At 59.2% G+C, this 865-nt stretch carries 1 protein-coding gene; it reads left to right on the top strand.

Annotated features, from left to right (window positions below; translation table 11 throughout):
• The first annotated feature begins 221 nt into the window (after positions 1-221).
• Positions 222-398, top strand: a complete 177-nt coding sequence (locus AC08OU_RS16855; protein ID WP_476605277.1) for a DUF397 domain-containing protein — start codon at positions 222-224, stop codon at positions 396-398.
• Positions 399-865 lie beyond the last annotated feature (467 nt).

Genomic DNA, 865 nt, shown 5'->3' with positions numbered 1-865 from the left:
GAGTCGTTCAGCGCGATGTGGGAATCTGCGGCAGAGCGGGACGCGAGCACCAAGATGCTCATTGATCGAGCTAGGAGTCTCGAACCATGAACAGTCACGATCTTTCCGGCACGGTGTGGCGCAAGAGCAGCTACAGCAACGCTAAGGAGTCGAAATGAAATAACTTGCGCGTTTCGAACCCTCCACAGGCCTGTGACCTGCGATGATGCTCTCGATCACGTATTTGTTACTTCATTACGTCCCCTAAGGGTGAATGTGTCGAGGTTGCGTTCCTTGACGGCGGCCTTGTCGCCCTACGGGACAGTAAGGACAATGGAACCGGGCCGGCGCTGGTCTTTACCGATGCGGAATGGTCGGCGTTCGTGCATGGTGTGACGGATGGAGAGTTCACGGCCTGACAGCCGATACGGCGTCCGCAGGGCGCCAAGATAGCACTTTAACACGTCTTCACTACTGTTGCCCGTCCGTGTGGTGCTCGAAGATCGCTACCGGACGGGCAACAATCCGACCGAGCGACGAGAGATAGGGCTCCCATCGTGCCGAAAGTCCGCGCTAAATTGGATCTCAGGTCTGGTTTCTACGACGATGTCTTGAAACGTGTCGAGCGGTCCCTAGACGTTCGCCTTGACCGAACCGCGGTGGTGCGGAAGCGACGCTCAATTGGCCTCGCCAGCGATAAAGGAACCTGGGTCCGTATCGAGGTTCGGTCCCTGGAGAAGATGACCGGTCAGGGATGGAACGGAATCGAGACCTCATCGATGCTTCGTGGCGTGGCTCGGCCCGCCGCCGGTACGACGCCGGCGGACCACCGTGATCACGCGCGAACCCGGCCTCCTCGAAGACCTGACGGGCCTTGACCGTCACG

It is taken from the genome of Frankia sp. CcMO1 (genome assembly GCF_977945845.1).
The sequence above is the reverse complement of the archived record's forward strand: the minus strand, read 5'-3'. Positions and strand labels throughout refer to the sequence as shown.